General features: G+C 48.2%; 3 protein-coding genes. 2 read left to right on the forward strand and 1 reads right to left on the reverse strand.

The features are described 5' to 3' along the window. Positions 1-51: 51 nt before the first annotated feature. Positions 52-1,641: an esterase/lipase family protein gene (locus AC58U0_RS10790; RefSeq protein ID WP_497379003.1), complete on the reverse strand. Its 1,590-nt coding sequence runs from the start codon at positions 1,639-1,641 to the stop codon at positions 52-54. Positions 1,642-2,106: 465 nt separating this feature from the next. On the opposite strand from AC58U0_RS10790, the gene AC58U0_RS10795 reads away from it, so the two are divergent. Together AC58U0_RS10795 and AC58U0_RS10800 are read left to right on the forward strand one after the other, a co-directional pair. Next, positions 2,107-2,910, forward strand: a complete 804-nt coding sequence (locus tag AC58U0_RS10795) for a thioesterase II family protein (RefSeq protein ID WP_497379004.1) — start codon at positions 2,107-2,109, stop codon at positions 2,908-2,910. Between the two features lie 30 nt (positions 2,911-2,940). Beyond that, positions 2,941-20,010, forward strand: coding sequence for a non-ribosomal peptide synthetase (locus tag AC58U0_RS10800; protein ID WP_497379005.1), 17,070 nt, complete (start codon positions 2,941-2,943; stop codon positions 20,008-20,010). Positions 20,011-20,031: the final 21 nt, after the last annotated feature.

Raw genomic sequence — 20,031 nt, forward strand, 5'->3', positions numbered from 1 at the left:
CCACGAAAGGGGTTCAGTTCTATGATGCGAAATAGCCGTATTTTCAATGGTTTAGTGTCTGTCACCCTTTTTGTCGATGTAAATGGAACGAATCAGCGTTCTTTCGAAAGGAACACCTTTCACTGTTTGTCCCTTTACGACGAATGAAGCTTGGTAGACACCTGGACTGATTATGTCAGATAGATTTACATCACTATCCGTATCGATGGTTACAAGATTTTTTAATTTCGTTGTTTGCTTTTTGTCGGCGTTGCTGCCCTCAGGAGTAAAATCAATTTGATATTGGACTTTAAGCTTGTCTCCTTGCAATAAAGCCTTATCGCGCCCGACCTGAATCTTTGTCTTGTCGGCGTTTAGCTTCAATTGAATGGATTTGTCCAAAGCTGAATCGTATCGGACTGTCATCAGGTAGCCACCTGATTTAGCGTTGTGTGTCTTGAGTGTCCATTCTCCTTGCTTGGGATTATTCACCACGGCAATGTGATGCCAAGCGTTTTTGAACACCTGCTCATCTTGATAAGATTTGACATTTACGCTCGTTTGGCCGCCTGAAGGGGATATCAATTCTACTTGATCTGCTTTCTGGTCGGAGATCCAATCCACGGTAATGCTTTTAACGTCGTTTTCAACAAGAAAGCTTTCGCTGGCAGTTCCATTGTGCGCCCCGCCGCGTACTAATAAATTGCTTGCTGTCCCAACAGTATTTTCTTGCGAAGCATCAGATGGTTTATTGCTTGCATTCGTGACAAGGTCGCTAGGAACAGCAGCTTTTGCCGCTGCTGTGCTAGTAGTGGCTGTTAAATACGGTTTGAATAAAGAAAACGTGGTGGCTCCTTTGCGGATCGTATTATGATCCCAATCTCCGATCGTAATCATAGTGCCCTTAGGCACATAGGAACTGTTTACAGTAACCACACCGTCGTTATTTCCGAATAGCGACAAGTAAAGACCGCCGGCAAAATAAGAGCTGCTAGGTGATGAGGCCCAGCCTTTTCCTGCGAGTGTATAGAATTTATTGTAAGAGCTATTAGCATTCGAATCCGTAACAGAGCGGAAGTAGTTCATGTAGGAGGTTTGCATGGAATAAGTGGCGTCGTTTTTGTAGCCGATGAGGTCGGCTAACCATCCGGCCCAGCTTGAATAAGCAAGATCAGCCAACTCAGAACCATGATGCGGAGAGCTTAGTGTAATCACATTTGTAACGTAAGGATAGGCATTGTAGTGCACAAGAGCAGCTTGCGTATCCACGCCTCCCTTGCTGTGAGCGACGATCACAAGTTTCTTATTAAAGTATTGGGAGATGACAGCAATTTTTTGAGCTAACAGCTGTCCGTTGTCCCACATATTTCGAGGAGTTCCGCCTGAATCGTTCAGTTCAATAAAAGCAGTCTGATAGCCGTTATTGTAAGCTGTTTGATACATATCATTGGTGTCATACCAAGATCCTGCATTGCCCCCGAGTCCTTGTACGAATAAAATGACAGGCAATTTGGCATTCAAATTGGCTGGCGTCGCTCCCGGCGACCATGTGCCTGGGACACGGTTCAAGTTAGGGTTAGAAACGGCAGCGGAGGCAGGCGCGATAACGAAGCTTATGACCAGTATGAAAGCTAGAATGATGGAAGTGGTAAATTTCTTCATGATTTCATTCCTCTCAGTTCTTAATATGAATCAACGAGTCGGCATTACGACTTCAAATGGGCTGGCCAGCCAATTCAATTATCTCATTATTTTCCTAATTTTGTATTTTAATTGTTTATGAAGATGAGGCTTTTACCTGCATTATAATTTATTTTTATAAAGATGTTATTAACAAAAGAGAATGGAGCTAATAGGCTCTTCTCAACTGTTATCAGGGCTTAAACCAGGTTGTATCCGATATTTTACCATGTTAACTTTCCTGTAATTAACAATTCATTCACATAAACTTTAATATTTACCATTATTTTCTTTATAAATATTTCTTATTCAGTTAACACTACGCTAATAAATCAGCATTAACTTTAAGAGGTCAGGTTTATGTTTCTGGACAGGGGGGAAATAGCAATTATTTAGGTTAGAAGTGTTCTTTTAAAAACAATTTATAAGAGTGAAAGAGGTAAAGAGATGACATCCAAACTTCATTCATGGTTCTTAAATGCAAATGTGAATTCCCGTGCTAACCTTCGATTGTTTTGCTTTCCGTACGCTGGAGGAGGAGCTTCGGTATATCGGGAATGGTCCCGATTTTTCCCTAAGGATGTTGAGGTATGCCCCGTTCAGTTACCTGGCAGAGAGAGCAGGGGACTTGAATCCCCAATGACCTCATTGTCGCAAATTGTCCAAGCGATTGTTGTTGAAATTGGGCCTTTGCTTCAAACGCCCTTTGTATTTTTCGGTCATAGCATGGGCGCATTGATCGCTTACGAAACTGCTCGCCAAATTAGTAGAAAATATGGGAAACATCCTGTGCATTTATTTGTTTCAGGGCGATCCGCCCCCGGGCTTCCTTATACGAAGAAAAAGCTTCACCAACTTCCAGATGATGAATTCAAAATGGAATTGAAACGCATGAATGGCACGCCAGAAGCGGTACTGCAGCATGACGAATTGATGCAGCTGCTGATGCCGAGGCTGAGGGCCGACTTTGAAGTATGTGAGACGTATTCTTATATTCATGACCAGCCGCTGCGTTGTCCGATAACCGCATTCGGCGGGGATGCCGATTACGATGTGAGCGTTGCTTCCTTGGCTGCTTGGAATGAACAAACAAACAACGAATTTTTTCTACATATGTTTGATGGCGATCATTTTTTTCTGCACAACCAACAAGAAAACATCATGCAGACGGTTTATGATAGCTGTCACAAAGTTCCTGCGAAACCTACCAAGAAGCAAGTCGTTCACACTGGTAACGTAATTTGGCTGTAGAGAACTATTAAACATGGTGGAGGGAACCCAATGTCGAACCAACCGACTTACCCGTTAACTCATGCGCAAAAAAGAATTTGGTACACGGAGAAATTTTATCCGGGCACGAGTATTTCCAATCTAGGCGGTACATTAAATCTGAAGGACGCAAATTGGAATTACGGGCTGTTAAAACAAGCGATTCACGACTTCGTCAGGCTGCACGATACGATTCGTCTCCGTGTGCTGGACCAGCACAGCGGTGAACCGCGTCAGTATATCTCGGAATTCACCCCCTTCGACATTCCGTTCTACGATTATAGTGAATTTGACCATGCTAATGAAGCGGTACGGCAATGGGGCGAAAAAGGGATGAAGCAGCCTTTTCAGCTTCACGACGCCGATTTGTTCGAGTTTGCTGTTATCAAAATTAGCAGTGATGAGGCTCGCGTATATATTAAAATTCATCATCTGATTTCGGACGGGATATCTATGGTGCTTGCCGTGAACAAAATCATCGATATCTATGTAGCCCTTGTGAATGGAGTGGACACCGCTCTAGACGAGCGTCCGTCGTACGTGGACTACGTTCGGAATGAGCCAGACTATGAAGCATCGGACCGTTACCTGAAAGATCAAAAATTTTGGCATGAGGAATTTCAGACAATCCCGGAATTTACAGGTTTGAAAACATACGATTTGTACCGTGTCAGCACCGAAGCGGCGAGAGAATCGATCGTCATTCCACAAAAGCTACGTGATGAAATTGCGGGATTTTGCAAAGAACATAACGTCAGTGTGTTTACGTTATTTGTCGCCATGCTGTACACATATATTTATCGCGTCACCTCTCATGAGGATATTGTGATTGGTACTAATTTTTCCAATCGGACGAACGCGAAAGAAAAAAATATGCTGGGTATGTTCGTTAGCACGACACCGTTTCGAATGCAGGTGGAGCCTGAGCTAGATGCACTCGCGTTCATCCGCAAAGTCGGTAAAAAGCAGATGAACATATTCAGATATCAAAAGTACCCTTATAACGTATTGGTCAACGAGTTGCGGGAAAAGCACAGTGACATCAGCAGACTATTCGGTGTTTTCGTGGAATATCAGGTGATGGAATGGCAGAAAAAAGAACAGATCGAATACGTTACGGAACCGTTCGGCAATGGGCACGAAGCCAACGATTTCATCATACATATCAAAGATCGGATGGATCTAGATCAGCTGCAGCTGGATATCGATTATCGTACAGGCTTATTTACGAGTGAAGAAATCTCTTCCATGTTAGAGCACATGCTTGTGCTGCTAAAGGATGTATTAGATAATCCAGGCAAGCCATTGTTTGAGCTGGAGCTTTGCAAGGAGCAGGAAAAAAACCAGCTGCTGCACGTTTTATCAGGTGTGGAAGCTGATTATCCAATGGATCAAACGATACATGGAATGTTTGAAAAGCAGGCGGTTAGAGTGCCGGATCGCATGGCGGTCAAGTTCGGTACCGAAAGCCTTACCTACCGGGAGCTGAACGAACGTGCCAACCGTTTGGCGAGAAGGCTTCGCGATCAAGGTGTGAAACCTGACGATCGGGTTGGTCTTATGGTGGATCGTTCTATGGAAATGATCGTAGGCATTATCGCGATACTTAAAGCGGGTGGGGCGTATGTGCCTCTGGATCCTGATTATCCGGAAGAACGAATTCAGTTTATGCTTGAAGACAGCGGGGCTCTGGTATTGCTGACTGAAGTGCAGTGGCAGGATAGAGTATCTTTCGCGGGGACCGTTTTAGCCATCGATGGGGAGCTGCTTTCCTCAGGTGATAGTTCCAATTTGAGGGTCGTGAATCAGCCATCTGACATGGCTTATATCATCTACACCTCTGGTACGACTGGAAAGCCAAAGGGTGTAATGATCGAACATCGTAACGTGGTCCGTCTGCTGTTTAACGACAAGCTGCAGTTTGACTTTAGCGAGAATGACGTATGGACTGCGTTCCATTCGTTTAGCTTTGATTTTTCGGTATGGGAGATGTATGGCGCGCTCTTATACGGGGGTACATGCGTGGTGGTTCCGAGGATTATTGCGCAAAATCCGAAGGAATTTATTCAGCTGCTCCGACATGAAAAAGTAACTGTTTTGAATCAGACGCCTACGGCATTTTATTCATTGATCAATGAAGAACTGCTGCAGGAAGACAGCTTGCTGGCAATCCGTTACGTCATTTTTGGCGGTGAGGCGCTTAACCCGAAGATGCTGAAACCATGGCGGGACAAGTACGCTGAGACGAAGCTGATTAATATGTACGGCATTACAGAAACAACGGTGCACGTTACGTTCAAAGAGATTGGCGAACAGGAAATCGAAACGAATGTAAGTAATATCGGTTCGCCGATTCCGACGTTGACCTGTTATATTTTTGACCAAAATAGGAAATTAGTGCCCATGGGTGTTACGGGCGAAATGTATGTCGGCGGAGCAGGCGTAGCCCGAGGCTATTTGAACCGTGATGAACTGACGCAGGAGCGTTTCAGCATGAACCCGTATAAGCCCGGGGAACGGTTGTATAAAACGGGCGATTTGGCGAAAATGCTCCCGAACGGAGAAATGGCGTATTTGGGCCGGATCGACAATCAGGTGAAAATCCGCGGACACCGCATCGAATTAGGTGAAATCGAAACGAGATTGCTTGAGCACCCAATGATTCATGAGGTTACCGTTATCGCACTCGATGATGCGCAAGCGCAAAAATATTTGTGCGCGTATCTGATTAGCGAGGCGGAGCTAACGGTTTCTGAACTGCGCATGCACTTAGCGCTGGAGCTTCCGGCGTATATGGTACCTTCCCATTTTGTACAATTGGATAGAATGCCGATCACAGGGAACGGAAAGATTGATCGTAAAGCGCTGCCTAAGCCTGCAGGGCTCGCTGTGACTGGCCGTGATTATATGCCGCCAAGCAGCGATACGGAAGAAAAGCTTGTTTTAATCTGGCAGGACATCTTGGAGCAGGAACGAATCGGCGTGCAGGACAACTTTTTTGAGCTGGGCGGCCATTCCTTAAAAGCTATGCAGATCATTTCGCGCATTCATCAGTTATTTCATGTAGAGCTGCCGCTTCGCGTTTTGTTTGAGACGTCGACGATTACTGCCATTTCTACATATATCGACCAAGCTAATAAAGGTACATACACCGCAATTTTACCAGCTGAACAACAAGAATATTACCCCTTATCCTCATCTCAGAAGCGACTTTATGTGTTGAACCAATTCGAAGGCACGGGAACGACCTATAATATGCCTGGCGTTTTTACCGTCGAAGGTCCTTTGGATCCAAGACAATTGGAAGCTGCCTTTAACCGATTGGCTGTTCGTCACGACATGCTTCGCACTTCCTTTCACACCATCGATGGATACCCTGTACAAAAAGTACATAACCACACCAATTTTACCATTCAACATGATATTCAAGAGTCTGACGACTCTATTGATGTTCTAGTTTCCAGGTTTGTCCAGCCATTTAAACTGGATCAAGCCCCGCTAATCCGAATAGGACTTGCAAAAATCAGTGAAAATCGCCATCTTTTCTTGTTTGATATGCATCACATTATTTCCGATGCACTGTCGATCGAGATTCTCATTAGCGAATTGGCGGAATTATACCGCGGTTTAGAACCTGCTGCGAGATCCGTGCCCTACAAAGACTTTGCGGTCTGGCAGAACGAATTATTCGAATCAAGTGCAATGATTAAGAAGGAAGCCTATTGGCTGGAAGCTTTCGCCGGTGATATTCCTGTGCTGGATATGCCAGCCGACTTTCCGCGACCGTCGGTGCAGAGCTTTGAAGGTGACAGCATCATGTTTGGCACGGGCCATCAATTGATGACTCGACTAAACCGCCTTGCTGCTGAAACGGGCACGACCATGTACATGCTGCTGCTTGCGGCGTACAACGTTCTTCTCGCTAAATATGCGAGTCAAGACGATATCGTAGTGGGCACACCGGTGGCAGGCAGGCCTCACCCTGATGTTGAGCATACGATCGGAATGTTCGTTAATACGATTGCTCTCCGCAACCGGCCGATCCCAGAATTAAGCTTTCGCAATTTCCTGGAAGAAGTAAAGCAAAACGCATTGCACGCTTTTGAACATCAGGATTATCCGCTTGAGCTGTTGGTGGAAAAGCTGGATGTAGCACGGGATATGAGCAGGAATCCTTTGTTCGATACGATGTTCAGTCTTCAGATGAAGGACCTGATGATGTTGGAGCTTGGTGACTCATTGACCTTCGTACCGTACATTTCGAATAACCGTATCGCTAAATTCGACCTTTCACTCGAGGCAACGGAAAAGGAACTGGAGCTTGTATTCCAGCTGGAGTATTGTACGAAGCTGTTTGCGAAGTCGACGATAGAACGTCTGGCTGGGCATTATATCGAAATTTTGAAGTCTGTTACGGAATGTCCGGATATCACACTAGCTGATATTGCCATGCTAACGGGGGATGAAAACCGGCTGCTCTTGGAAGGGTTCAATGAGACGGAGCGGGCGTATCCATCTGGCAAAACGTTCACTGAGCTTTTTGAAGAACAAGTGAAGAAAACACCTAATCATGTAGCGGTAGTTTGTGAAGAGGAGCTGCTTACCTACAGGACGCTTAACAGCATGGCGAATCAGCTTGCGCGGAAGCTCCGTACCAAAGGAATTCAGTCGGAAAGCGTCGTAGGAATTATGGTTGATCGTTCGATTGACATGATCATCGGCGTGCTCGCTGTTTGGAAAGCGGGAGGCACGTATGTGCCGATTGATCCCGAGTATCCGGATGAACGGATTGGTTACATGCTGGCAGATAGCCGTGCGGAACTATTGTTGTCTCAGCGAGCGATTGCACGCCGGGTATCTTTTGATAAAGAAATTGTTTGTTTTGAGGATAATGGCTTGTACTCCGAGGCTTCAACCAATCTCGGAATTGTAAACAGAGAGAATCAACTGGCCTACATCATCTATACTTCGGGTACGACTGGGAAGCCAAAAGGCGTTATGATCGAACACGGCAGCTACACGAATGTTGCTTTCGCTTGGAGAGAGGCATACAAACTGGATACGTTTCAGGTTAGCCTGCTGCAGATGGCGAGCTTTGCATTCGACGTGTTTGCCGGGGACATGGCGCGGGCGCTGCTGAACGGCGGTAAGCTGATCATTTGTCCAAATGATGTAAAGCTCGATCCAGCTTCGATTTACTCGCTGATTAAGAATTATGAAATCAATATTTTTGAATCGACGCCAGCGCTGATCGTACCGTTGATGCAATATATTTACGATCACGGTTTGGACATGAGCCAGCTGAATTTGCTTATTTTGGGATCGGACAGCTGCCCTGCTGAAGATTTTACCAATCTGCAAGCACGATTCGGTCATATGATGCGGATTGTGAACAGTTATGGCGTGACAGAAGCTTGTATCGATTCGAGCTTCTACGAGCACACCGATGCATCACTGCCGTATTTCGGCAATGTGCCGATCGGGAAGCCTTTGCCGAATATGAAGTTTTATGTGCTTGACCCGCATCTGTTGCTGCAGCCGGTTGGCGTCATTGGCGAGCTGTGTATTGGCGGAATCGGGGTTGCTCGGGGTTATTACAATCAGCCTGAGTTGACCGCTGATAAGTTTGTCGATAATCCGTTTGAACCCGGTGAACGCATGTATCGCACTGGGGATATGGCCAGATGGATGCCTGACGGTAACATTCAGTTCCTCGGCAGGGGCGACCATCAGGTGAAAATTAGAGGCTACCGCATCGAGCTCGGAGAAATCGAAGCGAGCCTGCTGAAGCATGAAAGCGTCAGGGAAGCTGTTGTTATCGCCAAAGATGACCAAGCGCAGCAAAAATATTTGTGCGCATATCTCGTTGCGGATAGAACGCTGACGATTCCGGAGCTTCGCGAACACTTGACGGGTCAGCTGCCAGCTTACATGGTCCCGTCCCATTTCGTGCAACTGGATAAAATGCCGCTTACGCCAAACGGTAAACTGGACCGCAAAGCACTGATGGCACTCGAAGGCAGTGTTCAATTAGGAACCGAATTTACTGCACCGACGAATGTCATGGAAGCGAAGCTTGCTTCTGTATGGCAAGAGGTGCTTGGCGTCGACCAAATCGGCATTCATGACGATTTCTTCCAGCTCGGGGGTCACTCGCTGAAAGCGATGATGCTCATCTCGCAAATGCACAAAGCTTGCGGTGTAGAAATACCGCTGCGTACGTTGTTCCAAAATCCGACGATTGCTGCCGTCTCAGCATACATGATCGATTCGGATGAGAAGAGCTATTTAGCGATTACGCCTGTGCCTGAGCAGGATTTCTATCCCTTATCATCAGCGCAGAAGCGGATGTACGTCATCCATCAACTGGATGAAACAGGCACAAGCTATAATATGGCGGATACGATGCTGATTGAAGGAAAGCTGGACCATGAACGGTTAACAGAAGCATTCCGGGGATTGATTCTGCGCCACGAAGCGCTTCGTACTTCGCTGCATACGGTGGATGGCGTGCCGGCACAAAAGGTGCATGCTCATGTGTCGTTCGAAGTTGAAGTTATGAAAGCGAGTGAGGATAATATTGCTGCGATCATACGCAATTTTATCAAACCGTTCGATCTGGAGCAGGCGCCTTTGTTGCGAGTCGGTCTTGTAAGCTTGGCTCCGGAACGCCATTTGCTGCTGTGTGATATGCATCACATCATCTCGGATGGAATATCCGTTTCGGTGCTCATTCGTGAATTTACCGATCTATACGAGGGAGCAAGATTGCCTGAGCTTCGCATACAATACAAAGATTTTGCCGTATGGCAGAATGAACGGCTGCAAAGTGAGGATTTGAAGCGCCAAGAAGCCTACTGGCTCGACGCTTTTGCCGGTGAAATTCCAGTGCTTGATTGGCCTACCGACTATGTAAGACCGCCCGTACAAAGCTTTGATGGCGATCGGGTCACATTCGATACCGGCAAGGAGCTGATGCAGGAGCTGCACAAGCTGATGGCCGAATCCGGTACGACGCTTTATATGGTGCTGCTCGCAGCCTACAACGTGCTCATGGCCAAATATTCCGGTCAAGAGGATATTATCATCGGTTCGCCAATTGCCGGAAGACCGCATGCAGATGTGGAACACACAATCGGTATGTTCGTTAACACACTAGCCATTAGAACCCAACCGGAGGCAGGGAAATCATTCAAACAGTTTTTGGCGGAGGTAAAGGAAACTTCTCTGAGGTCCTTTGAAAATCAAGATTATCCTTTCGAAGAGTTGGTCGATAAGCTGAACGTTCGACGCGACTTAAGCCGCAATCCGCTGTTTGATGTCTTGTTCGTGCTGCAAAATACGGGAGATGAAGCGATTCGAATCGCCGATCTGACATTCTCACCTTACAGTTTAGACAGAAACATAGCGAAATTCGATCTGTCGCTCGAAGCTGCTGAAGGGGAAGACGGGATCGCGTTCCATCTCGAATATGGCACAGCCTTATTACATCGTGCGACTGCAGAAAGGCTGGCGCAGCATTTTCTGCAAATTCTTCACGCTGTATCAGCGAATTCAGATATCCGGCTAGTGGATATCGATATGCTCACTGATGCGGAAAAAACGCAGCTGTTGGACGAATTCAACCAGACCAGGGCGGCGTTCCCGCAGGATCAAACGATCCACGGTCTGTTCGAGGAGCAGGTGCAAAGAACGCCGGAGCGCATCGCTGCTTCTTGCGGCGAGGAACGGCTGACGTATCGCCAGTTGAATGAACGAGCCAATAGTTTGGCTTGCGTACTTCGCAGCCATGGAGTGGGTCCGGACGTTAGGGTCGGCCTGCTGGTTGAGCGCTCACTCGATATGATCGTCGGCATCCTCGCGACGCTCAAAGCCGGCGGCGCTTATGTACCGCTGGACCCTGACTATCCGCAGGAGCGCACGCAGTTCATGCTGGAGGACAGCGGGGCTCGCGTCCTGCTGACGCAGCCGCATTTGGCCGGCAAGGTGCCTTATGACGGAGTCATGCTGGACATGAGTGATGTAGAGCTGTATGCCTGGGATTCTGCAGATTTGGAACCAGTGAATGGACCGCATGATATGGCTTACATCATCTATACATCCGGCACGACCGGCAAGCCAAAGGGTGTTATGATCGAGCATCAGAACGTCGTGCGTCTCCTCATTCATGACCGGCTGCAGTTCGATTTCAGCGAGCGCGACGTGTGGACGGTATTCCACTCCTTCTGCTTCGATTTCTCCGTGTGGGAAATGTACGGTGCTCTGCTGTACGGCGGCAGGTGTGTGGTTGTGCCAAAAACAACCGCACAAAACCCAAAAGCATTTGCCCAGCTGCTGCGGCAGGAGCAAGTGACGATACTGAATCAAACGCCGACCGCGTTCTATACGCTGATTCAAGAGGAGCTGCAGCAGCCGGGCAACGAGCTTGCCGTCCGCTGCGTCATCTTCGGCGGGGAAGCACTGAATCCGGTCATGCTGAAGCCGTGGAAGACGAAGTATCCAGATACGCTGCTGATCAATATGTACGGGATTACCGAAACGACTGTGCATGTTACGTATAAAGAAATAACGGATCGTGAAATCGAAACGAACCTGAGCAACATCGGCCGTCCGATTCCAACGCTGACGAGCTACATCTTCGACGCGCAGCGCAGGCTGGTGCCGATCGGCGTCGTCGGAGAGCTGTACGTGGGCGGAGACGGCGTCGCCCGCGGATATTTGAACCGCGAGGAGCTGACGGCTGAGCGGTTCGTCGCGAATCCATACAAGCCGGAGGAAAGGCTGTATCGATCAGGCGACCTCGCGCGTCTGCTGCCCAATGGCGAGATGGAATACTTCGGACGGATCGACCATCAGGTGAAGATCCGAGGGCACCGTATCGAGCTCGGCGAGATCGAGACGCAGCTGCTGCGTCATGAGCGGATCAAGGAAGCGACGGTGCTGGCGCAGGATGACGAGCAGGGGCAGAAGTTCCTGTGCGCCTACTTCATCGCAGACGGGGAGCTGACCGTATCCGAGCTTAGGGCGCATATCGGCAGCGATTTGCCGGCGTACATGATTCCGTCGCATTTTGTGAAGCTGGACAAAATCCCGCTTACCGCCAACGGCAAAATCGACCGCAAAGCGCTGCCGAAGCCGGAAGGCGGGCTGGACTCAGGCACGGCCTATGTGGCGCCGAGAACAGAGTTGGAAGCGGAGCTTGCACAAATTTGGCAGGAGGTACTCGGATGCGGCCAGGTCGGGGTGCTGGACGATTTCTTCGCGCTGGGCGGGCATTCGCTGAAGGCGATGTCGCTTATTTCCGCCATACACAAGGTATGCCAAGTGGAAGTGCCGTTAAAGGTATTGTTTGATGCTCCGAACGTCGAAGCGATTGCTGCGTATATCCGATCAGCCGCAAAAGAGGCCTATGTATCCATTGGGCGGGTGACGGATGAACAGAACTATTATCCAGTATCATCGGCGCAAAAACGGATGTACATTCTCAGCGAGTTTGAAGGCTCAGGTACCGGATATAACATGCCAGAGGCTTTCATTCTTGAAGGCAAGTTAGATGTGACTAGGCTAGAAACAGCTTTGAAGGAGCTTATTGCCAGACATGAGATACTGCGAACTTCCTTTGAAACGATTCACGGCGAACCGGTGCAGCAAATTCATACGGACATTGTATTCTCAGTTGAAACTATCGTCGAAACCATCAATGCGAATGAAACTGAACTTGCAGAGCTCGCAAAAAGGTTTGTGCGTCCATTTCAATTAAACAGAGCTCCGCTCCTTAGAGCGGGTCTGGCCAAACTTACCGATGGGCGGCACTTATTCCTTGTTGATATGCATCATATCATCTCAGACGGTGTATCGATGGGCATTATGATGGGCGAATGGATGCGGTTATACAAGGGTGAGCGCCTTTCTGATTCAGGGATTCAATATAAAGACTTTGCCGTATGGCAAAATGGCTGGTTCGAAACCGATGATTTTAAAAAGCAAGAGACCTATTGGTTAGACACGTTTGCCGGAGAAATTCCGGTGCTCAATTTGCCGGCAGATTTTGTTAGACCTGCCGTACAAAGCTTTGAAGGCGATCGTGTTCGTATCGTCGTCGAAAGCGAGCTCTGCACGCAGCTTGTACAGCTTGCTGCCCAAACGGACAGTACTCTGTTTATGGTGCTCCTAGCCGCATACAACGTGCTTCTAGCCAAATACACCGGGCAGCAGGAGTTCGTAGTCGGAACCCCAATCGCAGGGAGATCGCATCCGGACACGGAGGGCGTACTCGGGATGTTCGTTAATACGCTGGCTATGCGGAATCGGGTCGATGCGGAAAAGACTTTCCGTGAGTTCATAGCCGATGTGAAGCATCATGCGCTGGAAGCCTATACGAATCAGGATTACCCTTTCGAACGGCTGGTTGAACACATTGGCGTGGCTCGGGATCTAAGCCGTAACCCGCTATTCGATACGATGTTTATCCTGCAGAATATCGATGCACACTCGCAATCGGACGGCCCAGGCGACGACTTGAAATTGGTTGCATCAGCTATGTATGACGGCATTGCCAAATTTGATCTGACGTTTGAAGCTAGAGAAGTTAACGGCGGAATGGAATTGTGTATTGATTACGGCGTCAACTTGTTTAAGAAAGCAACAGTGGAACGGATCGGACGTCATTTCGTTCAATTGCTACAGTCAGCGGTTACAAACGCGGATATCTGTCTAGCGGACATGACGGTGCTGAACGAAGCGGAACTGCACCAATTGCTTGTTACATTCAATGAAACAAAGATAGACTTGCCTACCGGCAAGACACTTCACGGGCTGTTCGAGGAGCAGGCGGAGAAGACGCCGGATCAGCCGGCAGTCGTCTGTGCAGGCATGCAAATGACCTATACGGAGTTAAATGCCACGGCTAACCGTTTGGCAAGGACACTCCGAGATCAGGGCGTCGTTCGGGAGACCTGTGTAGGCATTATGGCGGATCGTTCGTTAGAACTGGTTGTTGGTATCCTGGCAATTCTGAAAGCAGGCGGGGCGTATGTGCCGATCGACCCGCAATATCCAGTGGAACGGATTCGCTACATGTTGAAGGACAGTAACATCAAACTCGTCCTAAGTCAGTCGCATCTAGTCGCAAGCATGAGTGAAGATGTTCATTCGGCCTTCGACGGCAAATGGCTCGATCTCCATGACGAGCGCCATTATAACACGGACGGATCGAACCTGCCGAAGGTTAATGATCCTGCTGATATGGCATACATCATTTACACATCTGGTACGACAGGAATGCCTAAAGGCGTCATGATCGAACACGCCAGCATTGTCAGTAATCTGCTGTGGAGAAAAGTTGAATATGCGCTGGATACAAACGACTCGGTGCTGCAGTTGTTCTCCTTCGCTTTTGACGGCTTCGTGACCAGCTTTTTCACGCCGATCATTGCCGGAGCAACGGTCATCTTGCCGCAGGAAGAGGAAGCGAAGGATCCGTTGCTCATGAAAAAGCAAATCGCTGCGCACTTAGTCACGCATTTCATTAGTGTACCAAGCCTGTATGCAGCGCTGATCGAGTGCATGAGCGAAGAAGAATCTAGCTCCCTTCATATTGTGACGTTAGCCGGGGAAAAAGTGACCGATAACGTGGTCTCACGCAGCAAGAAGCTTCACCCTCACATCGAGTTGGTAAATGAATACGGACCAACGGAGAACAGTGTTGTAGCAACTTATGAAAGAGGCCTTACGCCAAACAAAGAGATTTCGATCGGGAGACCGATTGCGGGTACGCAAATCTATATTGTGAGTGGAGAGGGCGGTCTGCAGCCGATTGGCGTCATCGGCGAGTTGTGCATCGCCGGTAACGGTTTGGCACGCGGGTATTTAAACCGCGAGGAACTGACTGCCGAGAAGTTTGTGAGCAATCCGTTTGCAGCCGGTGATAATGGAAACGAACGTATGTACAAGACAGGTGATCTTGCCCGTAGATTGCCTGACGGTACAATCGAATTCATCGGTCGTCTGGATGAACAAGTGAAGGTGCGAGGTTACCGTATCGAGCTCGGCGAAATCGAATCCGTCATCCTGCAGCATCCGGTTATTAATGAAACGGTTGTGTTAGCAAAGGACGACCATCGCGGGCAAACGTATCTATGCGCTTATATTACCGCAGACGATGTGTTTACACTTGATGATTTAAAGGCGCACGTTGGGAAAAAACTGCCCGCCTATATGGTTCCGTCGTACTTCATGCAGCTGTTAGCCATGCCGCTTACCCCGAACGGCAAAGTAGATAAACATGCTTTGCCGGAGCCGGATACGGATCTTATGGTCAAAAAAGATTATGTAGCTCCATCCAACGCAGCGGAAGCTACACTGATTCGTTTGCTGCAGGATTTGCTGGTAATCGGACAAATCGGGTTGCTTGATAACTTCTTTGATCTTGGAGGCCATTCGCTCAGCGCAATGACGTTAGTCTCTCAAATGTACAGAGAATTTCAGGTCGAAGTTCCGTTAAGAGCTGTCTTTGAGGCTGCTACTGTCAAGGAGCTAGCAGCTTACATACAAGGAGCGGGACTCTCTCGTTACGAGTCGATTCAAGTGGAGGCGGAGCAGCCGTATTACCCGCTGTCGTCGGCACAAAAGCGATTGTTCATCTTGAATTTGCTGGATAGCGGAAGCACCACCTATAACATGCCGGGTGCCATGACGATCGAAGGCAAGCTCGATGTCCAGCAGTTTGAAGGAGCTTTCCAAAGGCTGGTAGACCGCCATGAAACGCTGCGCACATCGTTTGATACGGTCGATGGAGAACCGGTTCAGAGGGTTCATTCTAATCTTAAGATACAGGTGGATTACATCGAGTATGCGGTAGATTCGCTGCCTTCATTTGATGAGATGACCAGAAGGTTTGTACGGCCGTTCGACTTGAAGACCGCGCCTCTCTTCAGAGTCGGACTGGTGAAGCAGGAGGAAGAACGCCACTTGCTGTTGTTCGATATGCACCATCTCATTTCTGACGGGGTATCGATGGGTATTTTCATCCAAGAATTCGTACAGCTGTATCAAATGAAACCACTGCCTCAGCTCCGAATTCAATACAAGGATTTCTCGGCATGGCAAAACCGTCTGTTCCAGTCGGAAGAGATCAAAGCACAGGAATCATACTGGCTAACGATGTTTGACGGTGAGATTCCGCTGCTCGATCTGCCTATGGATTATGTAAGACCGTCTATGCGCAGCTTTATTGGACACAGCGTAACGTTCAGAGCGGATAAATCTCTGCTGAAACAGCTTCATCAGCTGGCAGCTATGAGCGGCACGACACTCTATATGGTACTGCTTGCTGCTTACAATGTGCTGTTGTCGAAATACGCCAATCAATCGGATATTGTGGTCGGAACGCCAATTGCCGGCAGGTCGCATGCTGATTTGGAACATGTCATCGGGATGTTCGTCAATACGCTTGCCATGAGGAACCGACCAGAGAGCTTCAAGTCGTTTAGGCAGTTTTTGGCCGAAGTCAAAGAACAGGCGCTTATGGCTTTCGAGCATCAAGATTATCCGTTCGAAACACTGGTGGAAAAGCTGGAGCTGCAGCGGGATTTAAGCCGCAATCCGCTGTTTGATACGATGTTTATTATGCAAAATATCGGGAACCAATCGATTGGCATCAAGCCATTAGCATTTGTTCCGGTTGAGGTTCCGCATACAACATCGAAGTTCGACCTGACCATGCTTGCCATGGAAGATCAAGACGGATTGGAATTGACGATCGAGTACTGCACCGCGCTGTTTAAACAAGAAACGATGGAACGTTTTGGCCGGCATTTCGTTCGTGTTTTACAGGAAATTGCCGATCAGCCTGATGCGCAGTTAGCGCAAATCGACATGCTTTCATTGGAAGAAAAGAAGCAAATTGTTGTAGATTTCAACCAAACGAAAGCCGATTACCCGCAGAACTGTACGATACAGGAGCTATTCGAGCGGCAAGTAGGGAAGACACCGGATCATGTGGCTGTCGTCTGGGAAAATGAGCGGATGACTTACCGCCAGTTGAATGCCAAAGCCAACCGCTTAGCGAGGGTATTGCGCGAAAAGGGCGTCGCCGCAGACTGCATTGTCGGCGTCATGATGGAGCGTTCCACGGATTTAATCGTCACCATACTGGCCATTCTTAAAGCCGGAGGCGCGTACCTGCCGATGGATATCGACTATCCGGCGGATCGAATTCGCTACATGCTTGAAGACAGCGGTGCACCGTTAATCGTTACTCAGAAGGCGGAACGTCCAGTAGGATTTGCCGGTGAAGTTGTAGCTCTTGATGAAACGGATCTGTCTTTCAAACTAGACAGCAACTTGGGCTCAGCAAGTACATCCTACAATTTGGCCTACATCATCTATACGTCGGGGACAACAGGCAAACCGAAGGGGATTATGCTCGAGCATGCCGGTATTGCTAATTTACAGGCATTTTTTGAGAATCAATTGGGTGTGACGGCCGATGACCGGATCGGACAATTTGCCAGCAGTTCCTTTGACGCTTCGGTTTGGGAAATGTTTATGGCGCTGCTGACGGGTGCTTCGCTCTACGTGCTGTCCAAGGATATCATCGGTAATTATACAAGGTTTGAAGATTATGTAAGTGAACACCGGATCTCCATTCTTACTTTGCCGCCGACCTACATGACGCACCTGAATCCGGAGCGGATGACATCTCTGAAGAAGATGATTACCGCCGGCTCCGCCACCTCATTTGAATTGATCCGCAGGTGGGAAGGAAAAGTGCAGTACATGAATGCGTACGGACCGACCGAAACAACCATTTGCGCAACCATTTGGAGTGCCAGTCATTCTGAGCTGCATACGGGTGCGGTACCGATTGGTTACCCGATTCCAAATACGCAGGTGTACATCGTGAGCGCAGATAACCTGCTGCAGCCGATCGGCGTACCCGGCGAATTGTGCATCGGCGGTGTCGGATTAGCAAGGGGATATGTAAATAAGCCGGAACTGACGGACGAGAAGTTCACAGACAATCCATTTGTTTCAAGTGAACATATCTATCATACCGGCGACCTTGCCCGCTGGCTGCCTGATGGAAATATCGAGTACTTGGGACGGATCGATCATCAGGTGAAAATCAGAGGGTATCGCATTGAATTGTCAGAAATCGAATCTGTGATGCAGGATCACGATCGGATTCAAGAAGCGATCGTCATTGCCCTTGAAGACCATCATGGTCACCATTACTTGTGCGCTTATTTCACAGGTAGATCCAGTGCTCCTATATCGAACATGAGAGAGCATGTAGCTGAATCATTACCCGACTACATGGTGCCATCGTATTTTATTCAACTGGGGCAAATGCCGCTGACACCAAACGGTAAAATTGACCGCAAAGCACTTCCGGAGCCTGAACCGGGCACAGTAATCACCGGTACGGAATATGAAGCGCCTAGAAATGAACTCGAGCGTCTGCTAGCGGAAGTATGGGAAGAAGTGCTGGGCGTTCGTCCAATTGGCATCAAGAATAATTTCTTTGAGCTTGGCGGCGACTCGATCAAAGCAATTCAAGTATCAACGCGTTTGTATAAACATGATTTGATGCTGGAAATGAAGGATTTGTTCCAAAATCCCGTTATTGAAAAAGTTAGTTCCTACGTACAAATATTAAGCCGTAAGAGCAGTCAAGAAATGGTTGTCGGGGAATTAGAGCTGTCTCCCATCCAACGATGGTTCTTTGCTCAGAGATTCACCGATATGCATCATTGGAATCAATCGATCATGCTGCAGAGTACACATGGATTTAAGGAGTCAGTTGTCCGCAAAGTATTCACCAAAATTACCCGGCATCATGATGCGCTAAGAACCGTATTCCGGGTTGATAACGATAGAGTCGTTGCACAGATCCGCGGTTTGGTGGAACCCTTGGTAGACCTGAAAGTGATCGATGTAAGGAATCAAGCTGATGAGTCTTCGGTTATTACCGAAGAGGCGAGCCGCCTGCAGTCAAGCTTTGATTTGAACGAGGGGCCTTTGATCAAGCTGGCGTTGTTCAGAACAATAAGCTGTGACCATCTGCTAATTGTCGCGCACCATCTCGTGATCGATGGCGTTTCCTGGCGTATTATTCTGGAGGATTTTGCTTTAGGGTATGAGCAAGCGATGAACGATGAGGACATCCTGTTTCAGGATAAAACGGATTCCTATCAAGTTTGGACGGAACAGTTGAAGACCTATGCCGCAAGTAAAGAATTGGCAAAGGAAAAGAATTACTGGCAGCAAATCAACGACTTGTCCTGGACTACGCTGCCGAAAGATAAAAAAGCGGAAGAAATGAAACTCATTCATACGAGAAGCACTGCCTTTGAGCTGAATGAGGAAGAGACTGAACGGTTATTGAAGCAGGTTCATCAAGCTTATCATACTGACATTCAGGACATTTTGTTGACGGCTTTAGGCTTAAGCGTCGGGGACTGGACGAAGCAGGACAGCGTGATCGTCAATATGGAAGGGCACGGCAGGGAAGATCTGGATGGGCAGGTTAACGTATCGAGAACGGTCGGTTGGTTCACAGCACAATTCCCGATAGTATTTGACTTGACAGGATCGAACGATATGGGCTCCCATATTAAGCGGATCAAAGAGCATGTAAGGCGTATTCCGAACAAAGGCATCGGATTCGATCTGTTGAGATTTATGTCCCCGGAGGAGCTGCGTTTGAACTTGGCACAAAAGCCTGAGATTGGCTTCAACTATTTGGGCCAGTTCGACTCTGACGTTACAACAAAATGGTTTACGGTGTCACCCTATGATATGGGAGATCCGATGAGTCCGGATGCGGAGCGTTTGTTTACACTCGACGTGACCGCGATGATTCAAGGCGGCAAACTAAGCGTCCGTTTTTCCTACAATATCCAGGAATATAATCCGACGACGATTACACAGCTGCAGAATAGCTTTAAGAAGTACCTGCTGGAAATCATGGAGCATTGCGTTAATAAACAAGGACCTGAGCTGACCCCGAGCGACCTCGGCGATCATGAGCTTTCCTTGGAAGAACTGGATGGTTTGGTTGATATTTTCGAGATTTGATTCCGGAGTGCGAACTCTTTA

The organism is Paenibacillus sp. J31P190 (assembly GCF_059692075.1).

Coding starts and splice junctions, on each gene's coding strand:
- AC58U0_RS10790 (WP_497379003.1), bottom strand. CDS start 1,641: ATGAAGAAATTTACCACTTCCATCATTCTAGCTTTCATACTGGTCATA.
- AC58U0_RS10800 (WP_497379005.1), top strand. CDS start 2,941: ATGTCGAACCAACCGACTTACCCGTTAACTCATGCGCAAAAAAGAATT.
- AC58U0_RS10795 (WP_497379004.1), top strand. CDS start 2,107: ATGACATCCAAACTTCATTCATGGTTCTTAAATGCAAATGTGAATTCC.